Below are 15,572 nucleotides of genomic sequence, written 5' to 3' on the forward strand. Positions count from 1 at the left end.
TCACCGGCGCGGCCCTGGTGGCCGCAGCCCTCCTGGTGGTGAGGTTCAGGTGACCGACTTTCCCTGGTTGACCACATTGTGGTTGGCCCCAGTGATCGGCGCGATCGTCGTGCTGCTGCTGCCCGCGGGGCAGCGACTCCTGGCGCGCGTGCTGGCGCTGGTGGTGTCGGTGGCGGTGCTCGCGTTCGCCATCGTGCTCGCGGTGGAGTTCGATCCCAGTGGGGCGCAATACCAATTCGTCGAGGACCACGAGTGGATACCGGCCTTCGGCGCCGGATACACCGTCGGGATCGACGGCATCGCCCTGGTGCTGGTATTGCTCACCACCGCGCTCGTGCCATTGCTGATCCTGGCCGGGTGGCACGACGAACGCGAGGTCGGCAGCGGACGCCGGGTCTCGCACACCTACGTCGCGCTGACGCTGCTCGTCGAGGCGATGGTGCTCATTTCCTTTGTCTCGCTGGACATCCTGCTGTTCTACGTGTTCTTCGAGGCGATGCTGATCCCGATGTACTTCCTCATCGGCGGCTTCGGGCCACGCTCGGCGGATGTGCAGCTGCGCCAGCAGCGGTCACGGGCCGCGGTGAAGTTCTTGCTGTACAACCTTTTCGGCGGGCTCATCATGCTGGCCGCGGTGATCGGGCTCTACGTGGTCACCGCGCGGGACGGACTCGGCCCGGACGGTGCAGGCACCTTCGACTTCCGGACCGTGGTCGCCGCGGCCAACTCCGGCCAGCTCGGCGCCGCGCCCGCGGTGCTCAACGCGCTGTTCCTCGGCTTCATGTTCGCCTTCGCGGTGAAGGCGCCGCTGTGGCCGCTGCACACCTGGCTGCCGGACGCCGCCGTCGCCGCGACACCGTCGAGTGCGGTGCTGATGATGGCGGTGGTCGACAAGGTCGGCACCTTCGGCATGCTGCGCTACTGCCTGATGCTGTTCCCCGACGCGTCGGATACCTATGCGCCGCTGGTGATCACGCTCGCCGTGATCGGCATCATCTACGGCGCGCTGCTCGCCATCGGGCAGACCGACGTGATGCGGTTGATCGCCTACACCTCGATCTCGCACTTCGGCTTCATCATCCTCGGTATCTTCGCCATGACCAGCCAGGGCCAGACCGGCGCGACGCTGTACATGGTGAACCACGGCATCTCCACCGCCGCGCTGTTCCTCATCGCGGGATTCCTGGTGTCGCGCAGGGGATCCCGGCTCATCGCCGAATTCGGCGGCGTGCAGAAGGTGGCGCCGATACTGGCGGGCACGTTCTTCATCGCGGGCCTCGCCACCCTCTCGCTGCCCGGCCTCGCGCCGTTCATCAGCGAATTCCTGGTGCTGGTCGGCACATTCAGCCGCTACGAATTCGCGGCCGTCATCGCCACCGGCGCGCTGGTGCTCGCCGCGGTGTACGTGCTGTGGTTGTACCAGCGGATGATGACCGGGCCGGTCAAGAAGGGCAACGAGCATCTCTACGACCTGGTGCCGCGCGAGCTCGCGGTGGTGGTTCCGTTGATCGCCGCGCTGCTGTTCTTCGGCGTCTACCCGAAACCGATCCTGGACTTCATCAACCCGGCGGTGAGCCAGACGCTGACGACCATCGGCAAGCACGATCCGACGCCCTCGGTTCCACCGCTCCCCGAGGCCGGTAAGGCCGATCTTCCCGGAGGTGTCCACAAGTGAGCTCCCTCGCGTACGGAACACCGCTCGCCGCCGCGATTCCGGCGCCGAGCATCGAATACGGGTACCTCTCGCCGATGCTGATCGTCTTCGGTGTCGCGGTGCTCAGCGTGCTGGTCGAGGCGTTCGCGGGACGGCGCTTCCGGTTCGGCGGGCAGGTGCTGTTGAGCCTCGCCGGGTTGATCGCTGCGCTGGTCGCGGTCGTGCGACTGGCGGGCACCGAGGCGACCGCGGTGGTCGGCGCGGTCGCCATCGACGGGGTCACACTGTTCCTGCAGGGCACCATCCTCGTGGTGTCGATCCTCGGGGTGCTGTTCATGGCCGAGCGCGGCGCCGAGCCGAAGGCCACCGCGCGCAGCGGGCCGGGCACCTGGAGTCTGGCCGCGGCCACGCTCGGTCGCGGGGTGGACGCGTTCACGCCGCAGGCGTCGTCGGTGCCGGGAAGTGCTAGCGAAAAGGCCGCGCTGCGTGCGGGAATCGCGACCACCGAGGTCTTCCCGTTGACGTTGCTCGCGGTCGGCGGGCTGCTGCTGTTCCCCGCCTCCAACGACCTGCTCACCATGTTCGTCGCGCTCGAGGTGCTGTCGCTGCCGCTGTATCTGCTGTGCGGGCTCGCGCGGCGCAAGCGGTTGCTGTCGCAGGAAGCGGCGCTGAAGTACTTCCTGCTCGGCGCGTTCTCGTCGGCGTTCTTCCTCTACGGTGTCGCGCTGCTCTACGGGCAGGCGGGGACGGTCAAGCTGGCAGGCATCGCGGACGCGATCGCCGCGCATCCGGACAACGCGATGCTCGCGTTGCTCGGGGTGGCGTTGCTCGCGGTCGGGTTGCTGTTCAAGATCGGCACGGTGCCGTTCCAGTCGTGGGTGCCCGACGTGTATCAGGGTGCGCCGACACCGGTTACGGCGTTCATGGCGGCGGCGACCAAGATCGCGGCAGTCGGTGCGTTGTTGCGGGTGCTGCAGGTCGCGGTGCCGGGGCTGAAGGACGACTGGCGGCCGGTGCTCGCGGCGATCGCCATCGCGACCATGGCGGTCGGTGCCATCATGGCCATCACCCAGACCGATGTGAAGCGGATGCTCGCGTATTCGTCGGTGGCGCATGCCGGATTCATCATGACCGGGTTGATCGCCGCCAACGACAAGGGTGTCTCGGCCATCCTGTTCTATCTGGTCGCGTACGGCGTAGGGACGGTCGGCGCGTTCGCGCTCGTCAGCCTGGTGCGCGACGCTTCCGGTGACGAAGCCTCGTCGCTGTCGCAGTGGGCGGGGCTCGGCCGCCGCTCCCCTTGGCTGGCCAGCGTTTTCGCGCTGTTCCTGCTTTCGTTCGCCGGCCTGCCGCTCACCAGTGGATTCGTCAGCAAGTTCGCGGTGTTCGAAGCGGCCGCTGCAGGAGATGCCACCCCGTTGGTGATCGTCGGTGTCATCTGCAGCGCGATCGCCGCCTTCTTCTACATCCGAGTCATCGTGCTGATGTTCTTCACCGATCCGCCGACCGACGCACCAGTGGTGGTCAACCCATTCCTCACCACAACAGTCGTCGCCTTCGGCGCCGGCGTGACCATCGTGCTCGGTGTCTTCCCGCAGATCCTGCTCGACCTGGCAGACCGGGCATCCACCCTCGTCCGCTGAGCCCCTCCACCTCGATGCCCGTCGCGCTCCTCGCGGAGCACGGCGGGCATCGGTCGTTCGTCCGTCGTCGCAGCCTGAGGGTGGTCGCTCAGGTCGGTAATCTCGGTTCGGTGACCGACGCTAGCGACCTGATGCGGATGTATCTGGTCGATCCAGATCAGCCTTTCCCACCTGTCGAGCTCGCGGATCCGTCCGGACTGGTCGCTTTCGGCGGGGATCTGTCGCCGGAGCGGCTGTTGGATGCGTACTCCGCGGGCATCTTTCCCTGGTACAACCCCGGCGAAACGATCCACTGGTATTGCCCGGATCCGCGGAGCATTCTGCTGCCGACGGACCTGCGGGTGAGCAAGTCCTATCGCCGATCCGTCGCCGCTGCCGACTACGGGGTGACCATGGATCGCGCCTTTGCCGAGGTGATGTCGAATTGTGCTGAACCGCGGGACGAGGAGTCCGGAACCTGGATCGGCTCCGACATGCAGGAGGCCTACCTGCGGCTGCACCACCTCGGTCATGCGCACTCGGTCGAGGTATGGCGCGACGGCGACCTGGTCGGCGGCCTCTACGGCGTCGCATGCGGCCGCTCTTTCGCTGGCGAGTCCATGTTCTCGCGCGCCCGTGACACCTCCAAGGTCGCCCTGTATTGGCTCTGCGCCCAACTGGCCGCCTGGGATTTCGCCCTCATCGACTGCCAGATCACCACCAGCCACCTCGCCTCCCTCGGCGCCATCGACCTCCCCCGGGCGGACTACCTGCACCTACACACCCAAGCTGCCGCCCGCCCCGCCCTCTCCGGCCCATGGCAGTTCGAAATCCCGGTCCCCAACTCCCCCAACCACTTACCGGCGTGAACGCGCACCGAAGCGAAAGATCAGCAACGTCAGTCACCCAAGAGTGGGCTCCCCGATGCGCGCGCGGCCACCGCGGCTGGCCAGTTGATCAGGAGGCAATGAGGGCGGCATCGGCCGAGAGGCCACTTACCTGAGTGCCTCCTGAGCACTTGACCAGCAACGCATCTCGGTCGCGCTCGACTCGCCCACTCAGTCGTTCGATATGGAGGCGGCGATCGGCTCGAGTCCCGCGATCAGCTCGTCGAGCTCGTCCGCGATGAGCACGTCATAGGCCGGCGCGGCCAACTCGTCGGTGAGCGCCTCGATCCGCTGCTTGGTCTCGCGGCCTGCGTCGGTGAATTCGCCTGCGGCGTCAACAAGACCACGTTCGCGCAATCCGTCGACGACTGCGGCCAGCTGCGCTTTGGGCAGGTGGTGGATCCGGCCGAACGTCTCTGCCTGCATGCCGAGGGCGAGAGCCATGAGGACGTGGGCTTCGGTGCCGCCGATGCCGTGCGCGACGAGGGCGGCGTTGTGGCCGTCGCCGCGGTACTCGCGCAACAGTGTCGCCGCGTGCCACAGTTTGGCTACGGGATCCTCGGGCACGTCGAGCGCCTTGAGCCCGGCATACAGCGCTCGCCCCTCGGTCGGCGCGCTCATCGCTGCTCGGGTGGCGAGGTCGGCGACCCGCACCAGACCGGGTGATTCGGCAACCTCCCCGATCTGCTGCCGTAGCGCGACGGCGCTGGCTCGCTCGCGCACGGCGAGCGCCTCCTGCGGGGTGACCTTGCCCCAAACCCACGGGATGTGGCGTGCCACCTCGCCGTCGGCGAAGTTGTAGAAGACCGCGTGCACCACCTCGGCCGGTGCAAGCCCTAGCGGCGCGGCCCGGCCTGCGAAGTATCCGTCCCAGTAATTGCGCATGCCGAGAGACAGGAACGCCTCGTTCACCACCTCGGAAAAGGTGACGGTGGCGATCGGCTCGACGAGCTCGAACATCCGGTGGATCTTGGCCTGTGGGTGCGGCATCGGTCGGCATCTCCTGTTTGTGGTGACAGCGCCGTCGTCGGCGGCCGTTCAGCGTGGTTACGAACAACACTGCCCAAAATGGACTTTCGAGGTTCGTTGCTCGATATGACTGGCCGTATCGACCGAACTCATCGGTGCCGCGCCAGAGTCTCGTCCGCTAAACGCTGGCTGCGCGGCAACCAGCGCCCGCGGCATCGGCATCATCGCCCGGAACAACCCGCGGCGCCACAACTCAGTCTCCGGCGCACCACCATGACCGACTGTCGTGAGACGCCGTGCCGAGCACCTCCGTCGTCCGGGAGGTGTTCGGTCCCGCTCGGCGGGTTCAGACGTAAAGGGTTCGGCCGCCGTCGATTTGGAGACGTTGGCCGGTGACGAAGCCGGACTGGTCGGCGGCGAAGAAGCTGACGGCGTTGGCGACGTCGTCGGGGGTGCCCATTCGGCCGACCGGGACCGTGGCGATGTAGGCGTCCTTGACCTCCGCGGGGACGGTGTAGTGGCGTTCCACCGCAATGAAGCCGGGGGCGACCGCGTTCACCGTGATGCCGTGCGGGGCGAGTTCGTGTGCCCAGCTGCGGGCCAGGCCGATCTGGGCGTTCTTCGCGGTGGCGTAGGCGGAGCGTTCCACCGGCGGGCGGTCGGCGACCTCGGAGTCGATGTGCACGATTCGGCCGTAGCCGCGTTCCTGCATGCCGGGAATTATCGCGCGGCCGAGCAGGACTGGGCTTTTCACGAAGAAGTCCAGTTGAGACAGATGGTCCGACCACGCCGTGTCGGCCAGCGTCGCCTCCGGCTGCGGCCCGGTCGCATTGAGCACGAGCACATCGATCGGGCCGAGCCGCTCGGTCACTGCGGCGACGATCTCCCCCACCGCCTGCTCATCGGTGATGTCACCGGAAATCATCTCGGCGACACCGCCGTTCGCACGGATGGATTCGACGACACCCGCCGCCTGCTCCCCATCTCGCAGGCCATTGACCGCAACCGCCATGCCATCGGCGGCGAGCCGCCGCACGATCGCACTGCCGAGTCCACGAGAACTCCCTGTTACCAACGCAACCCTGCGCCGTGACTCCACCATGCGCAAGATCATCCCACGTATCAGTCGGTGAGTCGGAGCCACCGGATGACCATGCTGGTGCGCGCGGTCGGCGGCACAGACCGGATCGTCCCTGGACGCGCCTCCAGGAAAACCGCGAGACGAGTGGCACACCACGGTGAGCCCTTCTCGCGTTTTGCCGCAGCCATGTGCCACTCGTGAGAGATGGGCAACGAGTGGCACACCATGGAGAGTCCTTCTCGCGTTTTGCCGCAGCGATGTGCCACTCGCGGTGTGTGTCCGCCGCTAGTCAGTGGAGATACGACGCTCCGTTGACGTTCAGGACGGAGCCGGAGGTCCAGGTTGCTTCGGGCGAGGCGAGATAGCGGACGGCTGAGGCGATTTCGGCGGGTTCGCCGACGCGGCCGAACGGGCTTTGGGCGCGGACGTCGTCGGTGACGCGGTGGGCTACGCGCTCGGTCGCGACGAAACCCGGTGCTACCGAAGCGACTGCGATGCCGTGTGGCGCCAACTCGACGGCGAGGGACTGGCCCAGTGCGTGCACTGCCGCCTTGCTTGCGCCGTAGCCTGCGTATCCGGGTTCGCCGCGGAACGCGCCACGCGAGCCGATGTTCACGATGTGGCCCGCGATGCCCTTGTCGATCATGTGCTGGGCAACGCAATAGGACATGTTCGCGGTGCCGAACACGTTGACGTCCATCGTTTCTCGCCAGGCCTGCTGCCATTCCGCATAGTCGCTGTCCAGCACCGGATGGGCGATATTGACCGCCGCGTTGTTCACCAGCACATCGATGGTTCCGAGTCCTTCGATCGACTCCTCGACGATCCGGGCAACGTCCTCCGGATCCCGAATATCACCACCGACCAGCACATGCCCGTCCCCGGCCAACCCGCGCACCGTCTCCGCACCATCCTCGCGCGCCGACGAGTAATGCACCGCCACCCGATCGCCGATCTCGGCAAATGCCACCGCGATTGCACGCCCGATCCCCCGCGACGCGCCCGTCACCAACACGCCCCTGCTCATCCGTTCACCACCATGCCCCCAACCTACCGCCGGGAGAAAGTCTGAGCCGGGCCGTCTGATTCGAGCTCGGCGACCAGCGCTACTTCGGCGCGGTTTCGGCGGCGAAGGACAGGATCAGGTCGGTGGTGCGTTGCGGGTCTTCGAGCATGGGGGTGTGGCCGACGCCGGGGAGCATCTCGATGCGGACACCGGGGATGATCCGGTAGTCCTCGGCGCTCGCGGAGCGGACGCGGCCGTCGCCGAATCAACCGCTATGTCCTGGTCGGCGCGGCTCCGCCGCCATGTCCGACCGACGCGGGGTCCGCGGCTATGTTCTGGTCGACGCGGGGTCCGCCGCGATGCTCCCGTCAAGCGGCAAGCCCGCTCGCAAGACCAGTGCCGCCACAACCATGTCCCGTCGCGCTGCACGTCCGCTCGCCAACGGGACACCACCGAGCCGTCACCCGCGTGTCGCCACGGCTGGGTCCCGTTCGGCGGCTGACGCATTCGCGAACGGGACATGTCTGAGAGCCGTGCGGGTGCCGTCTCAGCCATGTCCCGTTCGCGGGCGGTGTCCTACTTGGCCGAGTCGGTCGCGGCGGAGACCGCAGCGACAAGGCCGAGCGCGACAGCACCGAGGAGTACCACTGCCGAGATGATCTTCAGAACCTTCATCACAACGCTCCCATCAAGTCCGTGCCGGTGAATGTCCGGAGGTGACACTACAACGTCGACACCGAAAACCTTGGGACCCAGTCCGTCTCAGCCGGTGCGCGGCCGCCTGTCCACTGACTGAGACGACCTTGGGCAGATGCATGAACCCGAGGCCGATCTCCTGAGAGATCGCCCAGTGACGCGGATCGCTTCAGGTGGCAACGTCACACAACGTGACTAAAGCGGCACGGCGTCCCGGACGGTCGGATAGACAGCGTAAACGGGACCGGAATCACCGACGAAATGGTTGGGCGGCAACGGTTGTGCTGACAGTCGCGGCCGCCAGTCTGGTGCCGCCGGGAGTGGCAACCGCGGACGCGCCGCCGACCTCGGTGGCGACCGATCGGCAGGAGGAGCAGCTCGCGACCCGCGACGGAATCGCGGTGTCCTACGTGAGTTTCCGGCTGCCGCTGCCCGCGAACGCGGCACCGCATCCGGAATCTTGTGATCGCACCGGCTTCCTGCGGTATCGGCCGGTCGGCGGGCCGGAGAACGCCAGCGACGCGGACGCGGTGGTCGTGCAGCAGCAGGGATTGGGCGGCGGCGCCGTGAATTCCGAAGGCGTCGCGGGCAATACCGTGCGCTCGGCGAAATCGCTCGGCCGCAACATCGAATTCTGGTCGCTGGCCCGGCGTGGCGCGTGCTTGGATGAGACAGTCGGGTTCGATTACGCGTTGCGCACCGGCAACTACCTGGACGCCGTCGACTACTACTTCAACGGCATGCCCATCGACGGCCGTACTTTCCCCGGGATCAAGGCCTCGCAGGATCTGCCGCTGCTCGACTCGTTCGGCGTCGAGCGGGTGATCCGGGACCAGTACGAGATCATGCTGCACGAAATGCCGGATCAGGCGCAGCGGCAACGCAAATACGTCTGCACCGGCATCTCGATGGGCGGGATGGTCACCGGCTTCTTCGCCGACTGGGACTTCGACGGCAACCCAGCCACGCAGTCCGACGCGGGATTCAACCAGTGCGCCGCCTACGCCGCCCAGGATTCGATGGTGTCCTCGGACCCGGCCGCGATCCAGAACACGCCGTTCTTCCACGATGTCACCGACGCGCTGACCGGGCCGACCAACAACGTGCTGAAGGCGGGTTTCGACAGCGGAGTGCTGCCGATGCGCACCTTCGGCCCGATCCCGGTGATCGGCACCAAGGCGTTCCTGCTCTACCGACTGGCCGGTCTCGCCGCGCATCTCGCACCCGACGAGGAAAGCCAGCTGCTGGCACACATCCACGATCCGGAGGTCGAGTCGACGCTTACCACCATGTTCGGCCAGAGCTGGGCGGCGGTGGCCAGCGGCGGAGCCAACGGTGAGGGCACCATCCGGGATTACCGGTTCACCAATGCCGCGCTGCTCGGCACGTTCATCGACAACAATTCCGGCAACTTCGCGCTGCTCCAGCAGGGTGTCGGCGCGCTCTCGGGCGGCCAAGTGGCCGAGAAGACCTTCCCCAATCATGGTGGTCTGACACAGGTTCCGGTGCTCGGCAACTACCTGCGGATGAGCGCAGGCCCGCAGACGCGGGTCGCGCCGACCGATCGCACCGCGCTCTACACCTGGCGCAACTACAACGACGTGGTCGGTGTGCCGTGGACCGCACCGAGCCGGGAGGTTGCCGACATCCACGAGGTGGCACGGCAACTCGGCACCGGTGCGCCGACGGCGTACTGGGAGACCTACTTTCCGCTGCGGATGGTCATCGATCTCGGTGCGGGCATGGGCGGTGCGCGCAGCGGCGACATGGTGAATCTGCGCTACCACAACATGAGTCGGACCAAACCGAACTTCGTCGCGTATGCGGGCGACAGCGTCGTCCAATATGGTGTCGGCACCTGGATTCCGACGCCGGCCACCGCGCAGATCGAGCAGCTGCCCGGCTACACCCACGTCGACACGATCGGCGCTGCGGCCGTGCAGAACAACGGAAAGCCTGATTACAGCGGTCAATACCTGGCCGAGTTCATTCGCAGTCTGACCTGACCTGACCGGGCTGGGCGGCGGTGGGCGAGCCGCCGCCCAGGTTTCGGTTATCCGAGTACTTCGCGCAGCCGGACGGCGAAAGCCGCCGGGTCGTCCACGAATCCGACGTGCCCGCCGGGGAACATCGTGGGATAGCCGCCCAGCTGCGCGGTCAGCGCACGCACACTGCGATCACAGAACTGGTCGGCGGAGTCGTCACCGAGTCCGATCAGCAGGCGCGCGGGCGTTGCGCGCAGTGCCGCGAGATCCGGTGCGAACGTGTTGGTTCCGCGGATCTCGTGCGCGAACCAGAAGGCTTCGCTGGCCACGTCCGCCGGATCGCGGTCGCCGCCGAACATCTGCTCGAGCACCGGCTCCGGCAGCGGGATGTTGGCGATGGCGAAGAACTTCCGCCAGGTGCCGAGCACGTCGCCGGATGCGTAGGTGGCGACGAGATCATCTGTGTCCGCGTTCAATTCGTCGATGTTGTCGAACACCGTGTGCAGCGGAGGCTCGTGCGCGATGGCGGTGGTGACGAGGTCGGGCCGAGCCTGTACCAGGGCGAGTGTGGTCACCGCGCCGCCGCTGGAGCCCAAGACCGCCGCGGGTCCGGCGTCGAGGTGGGTGATGAGCCGCGCCAGGTCGTCGGCGCGCAGTTGCGGCGTGGAGTCCTGGGCGGGATCGTCGAGCACGCTGCCGTGGTGGCCGCGCGGGTCCGTGGTGAGCACGGTGTGGTCGGTCGCGAGCAACTCGGCCAGCGGCGCGAAGGCCGCGGCGGCCATCGGCGCGCCGACCAGTGCGATCAGCGGTCCGCTGCCGCGCACTTCGTAGTACAGCCGGGCGCCGGGTACGTCGAGCGTGTGTGCCGCGACGGACGAGATCTGAGTCATGGTTCTCCTCGGAGTAAAGCGTGTCCGCACTGTCGACGGCGGCAACGCCCGAAACTCATCGCTGCATCGCGTGATTCGAGCACGACTTGCCAAAGCTAGTAGCTCTAGTTTATAAACTAATAGTCCTAGTTTTGGAGGAGATCATGATGGCACGGGCCGGACTCACCGTCGAGCGCATCACGCGTGCCGCGGCCGATCTCGCGGACGAGATCGGCTTCGACAACGTCACCATGTCCGGACTGGCGAAGACCTTCGGCGTCAAGGACGCCAGCCTCTACTCGCACGTCAAGAACCTCCAGGAGCTGCGCGCCCGGGTCGCGATGCTGGCCGCGGTCGAGAAGACCGACCTGATCGCCGACGCGGTCGCGGGCCGGGCCGGGCGCGACGCCTTGGCCGCGTTCGCGCACGCGTGGCGGGACTACGCGCTGAACCATCCGGGCCGCTACGCCGCGACCCAGTCCCCCATGCCACCCGGACTGGCCGACGCCAACCCCGGCGGGCTGCGCGCCATCGAACTCACCTACGCCATGCTGCGCGCCTACGGCCTGGCCGAACCGGCCCTCACCGATGCGGTTCGGTTGCTGCGCAGCACCTTTCACGGTTACACCGCGCTGGAGGCGAGCGGCGGCTTCGGCGACTCCCGCGACACCGCGGTCTCCTGGGAAAGCGTCATCGACGCCCTGCACGTCGCACTCGAGCGGTGGCCGTCTCGCGAGCACAAGGAAACGACATGAGATCCGACTATCTGAAGGTTCCCGGCGCGACCCTCTACTACGAGGTCCGCGGCAGTGGGCCGGTGCTGCTGCTCCTGCCCGGCAGTGGCGGCGATGCGGGCGTCTTCGACCCACTCGCCGAGATTCTCGCCGCGCATTTCACGGTCGTCACCGTGGATCCGCGCGGCTACTCCCGCAGTCTGCTCGACGGCGAACCGGTCGATCAGCAGGTCGAGGTACTGCGTGACGACGCTTATCGACTGCTCGAAACCCTCACGCCCGCAGGAGAAGACGCCTATGTCATCGGTGGCAGCGGTGGCGCGGTGGTCGCCCTCGACCTGCTTGCCAAGCACCCCGAACGACTACGGCTGGTCGTCGCCCACGAACCGCCGAGCTTCGCGGTACTCCCGGATGCCGCCGCGCACAAGGCATTCGTCGACGAGGTGTATGCGCTGTTCCGCACCGAAGGCGTCGCCGCGGCGGGCGCCCGATTCATCGACGGCATCGGCGGCACCATGCGGCCCATGCCCGACCCTGCCGAATTGCCGCCGCGCGCAGCCGAGATGGTGCGGCGCCTGGTCGCCAACGCGGCGCCGATGATGGCGCACGAACTGCGCCCGATCACCTCGTACGTCCCCGACCTGCCCGCGCTGGCCCGCGTCGCCGACCGCCTGGTGCTCGGTGCCGGGCGAGAAAGCCGCGGTCACCTCCCCTACCGGCCGGCGGCCGCAATGGCCGAACAGCTGGGCATCGCACTCACCGAATTCCCCGGCGGGCACAGCGGATTCACCGACCTACCCGCCGAATGCGCTGCCCTGCTGCTCGAGCTGCTGCTCGCGGCGCGTTCACTTTCTGACCGGCGCCGCAATTGATTCCGGGCGGCACGCAACCGGTGTCGGCCAGGCGCGGCACCGCACCTACTTGACCGGTACCGCAACCGGTTCCGTGCGGCGCCACTGCGGGATCGACAGGTAGGTCGCCGCACGCAACACCCATTCGACCGGGCCGTACTTGTGAGTGCGCAACCACCAACTGCTCAGCGCAAGTTGCCCGGCGTAGGTGAGTAGCGCGATGCCGATGACGCCCGCCGGCGGGACCTTGTCGACCAGAGCGAAGCCGTACCCGGTGTAGACCACCATGAGCACGATCGACTGACCGATGTAGTTCGAGGCGGCCATTCGGCCTGCCGGAGCGAGCTTTTCGACAAACCGTGCGGTGCGTGGCGACCGGGTCAAGCAGATGATGCCCGCGATGTAGGCGGCGGTCATCAGCGGGTTGACCAGTTCTTGCAGTCCGACCCAGAAGGCCGGCCGGTCGAGCCAGTTCATCGCGCCCGCGAAGGTGACCGCCGAAACCGGAAGACCGATCACCAGACCGCCGGTCAGCACGCGAGGCGCCCAGCGCCCCACGGTGTCTCGGTCGGTGAACAGCTCCCGCTTGCCTGCCGCCATGCCGATCAGGAACATGCCGAGGCTCGGCACGCCCTGGGTGAACCAGATCAACGCCATGAACCCTGGCGCCAGCCACACCTGGTTGGCGAACGTATCGCCGAAACCGCCGGTGTAGCCGCTGTGCATGTCGTTGAAGTCGAAGAACTTGCCGAACGCCGCGAGATCATTGCCGTCGCCGGGGAAGAAGGTCCAGCAGGACCACACCGCGTACAACACAACGCCGGTGATCACCGCGGTCCGCGGCCGCAGCTTCTTCAGCGTGATCAGGATCAGGCAGAGGAACGCGTACAGCGTGAGGATGTCGCCGACCCACAGCAGGAACACGTGCGCGAGCCCGATCGTCAGCAACGCCGCACAGCGGCGCAGCAGCCGCGCGTTCGCCGAGGCGTCCGCTCGCTGCGCCGCCGCGATCTGCAAGGTGAACGAATATCCGAACAGAAACGCGAACAGGAGATAGAACCGGCCGGCGAACAGGGCGTCGATGATCCCCTGCACCGCATGGTCGACCGGGCCGTCGAACCGCAGCTGCGGATCGTCGTTCGAGCCGGTGAACGACCACAGGGTGGTCGCGACAAGGACATTGGTGAGGAGGATGCCGAACAGCGCGAACCCGCGCAGGATGTCGACCTCCGCGATCCGTCGGCCCGATTCGAGGGTGGGGGCTGCGGTTCCGGTCATGGCACCGACCGTAATCTCCGCAAAGCGGACAATGCGTCCCTCGCCGGAACGATGACCGGGCTGATCCCGCGAACTCGGGACCGCGACCTGCGGCGTATTGACAATCGACCCGAGGTCGATCAGGTCAGGTCGGCGACCTCCAGGTAGATCTGCCGCTCGATGCCGATGTCGGCGAGGAAGCCAGCGGCGGCCGGGGTCGACGGGAACGCCGCGACCGCGAGTTCCCCTGCGCGCAACCGTATCCCGGTGAACTCGCGCGGGCCGAGAATGATCGGCTGTGCGTGCGCGAATTCGCGGGGAGCGGCGCCGTCGGGCAGCGGCTCGCCGAGCAGGTCGGTCACCGTGCCCGGGATGAGGCGGGCCGCGACGATCTGCTCGAAACTGGGTTTGCTGCCGATGTGGTGCGCGAGGTACATCCGCTCGGACCGTCCGAAACACAGGTGGGTCATCATCGCGTGCCGGTGGTCGCGGTCGGGGTCGAGCGCGGCGAAGTAGACGACGCGGCGCACCGTGGCGACCACATCGTTGGCGACCGGGATGCCGCCGCGTTCCCGCCTGCCGCGAATCAACGAGCCGCGGAAGGACGTGCGCGGATTCGCGCCCGCCGGGTCCAGCTCCGCGATCGGGAACTCCTCGGGTTCGAAGGTGTGAACCTCAGTAAAACCAACCCGCCGGTCTGCTCCGAGTGCTCGGCCGCCCCGCTCGTCGAAGTCGACGGCGAGCAGCACCTGAAAATTGTGTGGGGCGTCGAACGACGGCCGATACGACAGATAGCAGTCGAGACCGGTCCCGAAAACGACCATGCCGCGCGTACCTGCACTCGCTGCCATCGCAGACCGATGGTGCCCAGGCGCACGAAGATGTATTGCGCTCATGAAAGCTCCTTTCTCGCCACCCTCAGGCTGACAAGAAATCCGGCCACTGCCATGAGTGCCGCACTACTCGAATCCCCCGCCACCCCTACTCGCGTGCGCCGGGTGAAACGCTGACCGGCCCGTATTTCCCTGAGTTCGATGCTCGTAGCCGGATCGGGCCACCGGTCAGGATGGCCGCTCCTACCGTGCTCGGCGGCATCGACGCGGGAACCGAAGTGGCGGAAGGTCGGCTCGGATCCTACGGCTGGCCTGCGAGGGCCCGGAGGTGCGCGAGACTCGGCAGTTCCTGCGCGGCAGCGTCGTCTGCGATCGTCCCGGAGAGCGGTGTCTCCGGCGCATGCCGACACCGCTGCAGTGCGTCGACCGCGGAGAGCCCCGCTTCGTAGGCGCGGCTCAGGCCCAGCCGCCAGTGGCCCGCTGCGGTCCAGCCGGTCCGGCCTGCGGCAACACGTGGGAGGTAGTCGGCGGCAGCACCGGTCGTCGCGGCCCAGAGGTAGCCGATAATGGTGTCGTCCTTGGTGACAGCGAAGAAGCGGACGGCCGAGTCGGCCTCGGTCGGATAGCGCGGCAGCGGGGCGCTGACCAAGGGGCCCCAGCCCTGTGCCCGATCGACCGGCGTTCCGTCGGCGAACTCGCCGTCTTGGATCAGCGGTTCCTCGTTCAGTCGCGGATCTTCCGGATTGACTCGCCGCCGCAGCTCCGCGGTGCTCGGCGCCGTCTCTTCCCGCGCGTCGCCCGGGATCGCACCACCGACGGGATCCTCTGTCGCACCGACCCATTCGCGCAGCGCGTCCACTGGACGTAGCCCACGGCCGTGCGCGTCCGTCAACCGCTCCTGCCAGTAGAACGAGCACGCGAGACTCGGATCGTCGAACGGGTCGGCGTACCGGTTCGGCCACATGCGGCGCAGAAAGCTGGCCGCGTTGTGCTCCTTCGACGCCCACAGGTACCCCAGCAATTCCCCGCGCAACAGCACCGGAAAATAGATCAGCGGCTGTCTGGTCCAGCGTTCGTAACTGGTTTGCGGCGCAGCAGGATCACGCATACAACGGCACCTTCCGGAGT

The 15,572-nt window shown here is 67.2% G+C and carries 13 protein-coding genes; 6 read left to right on the plus strand and 7 right to left on the minus strand.

What is annotated here, in order from left to right:
* Positions 1-49 precede the first annotated feature (49 nt).
* The 3 genes from ACGFNJ_RS19190 (at position 50) to aat (ending at position 4,145) form a co-directional block, all read left to right on the plus strand.
* Positions 50-1,675, plus strand: a complete 1,626-nt coding sequence (locus tag ACGFNJ_RS19190; RefSeq protein ID WP_393449422.1) for an NADH-quinone oxidoreductase subunit M — start codon at positions 50-52, stop codon at positions 1,673-1,675.
* Positions 1,672-3,297 (plus strand): NADH-quinone oxidoreductase subunit NuoN, encoded by a 1,626-nt coding sequence (gene nuoN, locus ACGFNJ_RS19195; RefSeq protein WP_393449425.1) that lies wholly within the window; start codon positions 1,672-1,674, stop codon positions 3,295-3,297. Before ACGFNJ_RS19190 ends, nuoN begins: the two co-directional genes overlap by 4 nt.
* A gap of 110 nt (positions 3,298-3,407) precedes the next feature.
* A complete protein-coding gene (gene aat / locus ACGFNJ_RS19200; RefSeq protein ID WP_393449428.1) occupies positions 3,408-4,145 on the plus strand; it encodes a leucyl/phenylalanyl-tRNA--protein transferase in 738 nt (245 codons plus the stop codon).
* A gap of 189 nt (positions 4,146-4,334) precedes the next feature.
* Here aat and ACGFNJ_RS19205 read toward each other — a convergent pair whose 3' ends face one another.
* The 3 genes from ACGFNJ_RS19205 to ACGFNJ_RS19215 form a co-directional block, all read right to left on the minus strand.
* Positions 4,335-5,153: a MarR family transcriptional regulator gene (locus ACGFNJ_RS19205; RefSeq protein ID WP_393449431.1), complete on the minus strand. Its 819-nt coding sequence runs from the start codon at positions 5,151-5,153 to the stop codon at positions 4,335-4,337.
* Positions 5,154-5,478: 325 nt separating this feature from the next.
* The gene (locus ACGFNJ_RS19210; RefSeq protein ID WP_393449434.1) at positions 5,479-6,234 is read right to left on the minus strand and encodes an SDR family NAD(P)-dependent oxidoreductase; all 756 of its coding nucleotides are present in this window, start codon (positions 6,232-6,234) and stop codon (positions 5,479-5,481) included.
* 268 nt (positions 6,235-6,502) lie between these two features.
* Positions 6,503-7,240 (minus strand): SDR family NAD(P)-dependent oxidoreductase, encoded by a 738-nt coding sequence (locus tag ACGFNJ_RS19215; protein WP_393449437.1) that lies wholly within the window; start codon positions 7,238-7,240, stop codon positions 6,503-6,505.
* Positions 7,241-8,196: 956 nt separating this feature from the next.
* Between ACGFNJ_RS19215 and ACGFNJ_RS19220 the strand changes: the two genes are divergently transcribed.
* Positions 8,197-9,921 carry a hypothetical protein gene (locus ACGFNJ_RS19220; RefSeq protein ID WP_393449440.1) on the plus strand — a complete coding sequence of 575 codons (1,725 nt, stop codon included), beginning with the start codon at positions 8,197-8,199 and terminating at the stop codon, positions 9,919-9,921.
* Between the two features lie 47 nt (positions 9,922-9,968).
* Here the strand turns inward: ACGFNJ_RS19220 and ACGFNJ_RS19225 are convergent, their stop codons facing one another.
* Positions 9,969-10,790 (minus strand): alpha/beta fold hydrolase, encoded by an 822-nt coding sequence (locus ACGFNJ_RS19225; RefSeq protein ID WP_393449443.1) that lies wholly within the window; start codon positions 10,788-10,790, stop codon positions 9,969-9,971.
* 143 nt (positions 10,791-10,933) lie between these two features.
* Here ACGFNJ_RS19225 and ACGFNJ_RS19230 point away from each other — a divergent pair, with 143 nt between their 5' ends.
* Both ACGFNJ_RS19230 and ACGFNJ_RS19235 read left to right on the plus strand, forming a co-directional pair.
* The gene (locus ACGFNJ_RS19230; RefSeq protein ID WP_393449446.1) at positions 10,934-11,524 is read left to right on the plus strand and encodes a TetR/AcrR family transcriptional regulator; all 591 of its coding nucleotides are present in this window, start codon (positions 10,934-10,936) and stop codon (positions 11,522-11,524) included.
* The gene (locus tag ACGFNJ_RS19235) at positions 11,521-12,375 is read left to right on the plus strand and encodes an alpha/beta fold hydrolase (protein WP_393449449.1); all 855 of its coding nucleotides are present in this window, start codon (positions 11,521-11,523) and stop codon (positions 12,373-12,375) included. Before ACGFNJ_RS19230 ends, ACGFNJ_RS19235 begins: the two co-directional genes overlap by 4 nt.
* Before the next feature lie 45 nt (positions 12,376-12,420).
* Here ACGFNJ_RS19235 and ACGFNJ_RS19240 read toward each other — a convergent pair whose 3' ends face one another.
* The 3 genes from ACGFNJ_RS19240 to ACGFNJ_RS19250 all read right to left on the minus strand — a co-directional run bounded on the left by ACGFNJ_RS19240 (position 12,421) and on the right by ACGFNJ_RS19250 (position 15,552).
* On the minus strand, positions 12,421-13,632 hold the full coding sequence (locus tag ACGFNJ_RS19240; protein ID WP_393449452.1) for a DUF418 domain-containing protein: 1,212 nt from the start codon (positions 13,630-13,632) through the stop codon (positions 12,421-12,423).
* Positions 13,633-13,751: 119 nt separating this feature from the next.
* A complete protein-coding gene (locus tag ACGFNJ_RS19245) occupies positions 13,752-14,507 on the minus strand; it encodes a hypothetical protein (protein ID WP_393449455.1) in 756 nt (251 codons plus the stop codon).
* A 238-nt stretch (positions 14,508-14,745) separates the two neighbouring features.
* Positions 14,746-15,552 (minus strand): hypothetical protein, encoded by an 807-nt coding sequence (locus tag ACGFNJ_RS19250; RefSeq protein WP_393449458.1) that lies wholly within the window; start codon positions 15,550-15,552, stop codon positions 14,746-14,748.
* Positions 15,553-15,572 lie beyond the last annotated feature (20 nt).

The organism is Nocardia sp. NPDC049149, assembly GCF_043197455.1.
GTDB lineage: Bacteria > Actinomycetota > Actinomycetes > Mycobacteriales > Mycobacteriaceae > Nocardia.